Consider the following 2,338-nt stretch of genomic DNA (forward strand, 5'->3'; position numbering starts at 1 on the left):
AGGTATGGGGCCCCGATCATGATGACTCCCTTGTCGGTGGTCCTGGTTCCCACCTGTGATCCCTCGACATTGCCGCCGAGGTCGCTGGAAGCGCAGTCCACGACCACAGCCCCGGGATGCAGGTTGGCCACACCCTCGGCGCTTAGGAGGCGAGGAGGCTTTCCGCCTGGAACCTTGGCTGTGGTAATGACCACATCAAAGCCTGCCGCTTTGGCATCCACCGCAGCCTGCTGCTGGGCTTGCTCCTGATCGGTCAGCTGACGCGCATAGCCACCCTCGCCCTGCCCCTTGGAGAAGTCCAGTCCCAGGTCGAGGAACTTGGCTCCCAAGGATTCCACCTCCTGCCTGGAAGCGGGTCTGACATCATAGGCGGTGACCACGGCTCCCAAGCGTTTTGCGGTCCCGATGGCCTGCAGACCTGCGATGCCAGCACCCAAGACCAGGACTTTGGCTGGTCGGATGGTTCCTGCGGCAGTGGTCATCATGGGGAAGAAGGAGCCATAGGCATCGGCAGCCACCAGAGCCGCCTTGTATCCCATGACCGAGTTCTGCGAGGTCATCTCGTCCATGGACTGGGCCGAGCTGAGCTGTCGGGGGAGTCGCTCCATAGCAATCCCTGTAAGCCCGGACGCTTCCAGGGATTTGATGTAGTCCTTGTCGCTCAAGGACCCCAGCATGCCGATGATCCATGTTCCGGCTGGGATCCCCTTCAGCAAGGATTCATCCGGTCTGTTGACGAAGCCCAGAACTTGTGACTTGGATAAGACGGTATTCCTGTCGGTGACTGTGGCTCCGGTCTGTTGGTAGTCCTCATCTCGGAAGCCGGCTCGAGCCCCGGCTCCGGACTCCAATAGGCAGGTAATGCCCTGCCTGGTCAGCCGGGTCACGATGTCAGGCGTCAGGGCCACACGGGACTCTTCATCGTCAGTCTCTTTGAGGACCCCGAAGGCTACGTGGGATTGTTCTGGTCCACTCATGTCTTTCCTTTTCCAAACACAACTGTGTGTGAGTAATTTCATCAATGATTCTAGTTGCTGGTCTTTACTGTTGGCAGGTCAACACAATTTGTAAGTGAATAAGTAACAGCTGAGAAGAGCAAGTTCAAGGTATCTTGCATGGTGTCTTGCCGAAGAGGATGAGAAGCAGAAAGAGCAAAGAGCCGAGCTCGCTTAGTTGTGTCCACGCAGCTCATGGATTGCCTGAAGAGTGTTTTTGGGCTTTGATGTCGAATTTTTGTGAGTCTGCCGGCAAAGTGCAGGACCTTGCCATCCATGTCAAGCTGCAGCAGTGGAGATGATCAAGTAAAGGGTGCCACACATCTTCAAGAATGATGAGTGGCACCCTGAGGCGGAAGGCCTTGGCGATGGAACGCTGTGGGCAGGTAATTTCACATCCCCGGTCGGCCAGTCGGCCTTTCCGGTCTGTTATGTCGTTTCAGGTCCATGTTTGCTGCAGTGCTTTAGTCCTTTTCCTCGTGTTTATCGTTCGCCGCAGGGTCCTTGGGCTTGGACTGCAAGGGATTGTGATGGTAGATAAGGGCGAAGGCAGCCAGGGTCTCGATCATGCTGGCGAGGATCCAGGCGATGACGATGGCGTTCTGATGTTTGCCGACGGTTCCCATACGGGTGAAGATGAACACGTCCATGATGAAGGTCTGCAGAACCAGAAGGACTGTTGCCACGACTACCGTCCTGGTGTGCCTGTCCGCATCTGTTCCCTCTCCCTCTGGTTTGCCGGGAGACTTGAAGCTGGCATAGGAGAGGAGCCAGATGCCGATTCCGAAGAGAACGGCGGCAAGAGGCAGGGAGAAGAAGATCGGCATGGTGCTCAGGCTGAGGCCCAGAGCTGCAACCAGGACTGCCGAGGCAAGGCCCAGATAGAAGGAATCATGGTTTTTGGCCTTGCGCGGTTTGGCAGGCTTGCTTTCCTTGGTTGGCTGAGACGGTTTATCGACGGGTACGGGCGTTTCTTTTGCAGCAGGCTTACCGGGTTGGCTTGGCTTGTCGTCATGGGAGGAGCCATCATGCTCTCTGTTTACCTGGCCGGCTTGTGAGTGGTCGGCGGTTAGGGCCTGGTCCTGCTTATTTTGTGCTCCAGGTCTGCCGTGAGCAACGTCCTTGCTGGATGAATCCCTGCCTTCCTTCTTCGTCATGGGGGCATTTTCTGCTTGGCTTTCTTTTCCGCCGTTAGTGTTCTCCGCTGGCCTTGGCATGCGGTTTTTGTCGTTCATTGGTGATTGTTCGGGACTTTCATGCCTACCTTGGTTCTTATTCGCACGTTCGTTTCGATTGTTGCTCATCTGACCCTCCAGGCTTGTTCTTCCCCATTGCTTGTGGCA

Annotated in this window: 2 protein-coding genes; both read right to left on the minus strand. The window is 56.2% G+C overall.

Features of this window, described 5'->3' with window-relative positions; all coding sequences use genetic code 11:
- A partial coding sequence (locus AC0AP0_RS12095) for a Rossmann-fold NAD(P)-binding domain-containing protein (RefSeq protein ID WP_490430652.1) occupies positions 1–977 on the minus strand: 977 nt, incomplete at its 3' end.
- Between the two features lie 482 nt (positions 978–1,459).
- Positions 1,460–2,152, minus strand: a complete 693-nt coding sequence (locus tag AC0AP0_RS12100; RefSeq protein WP_490430653.1) for a hypothetical protein — start codon at positions 2,150–2,152, stop codon at positions 1,460–1,462.
- Positions 2,153–2,338: the final 186 nt, after the last annotated feature.

The organism is Bifidobacterium sp. POST2/T3 (B1) (assembly GCF_058197115.1).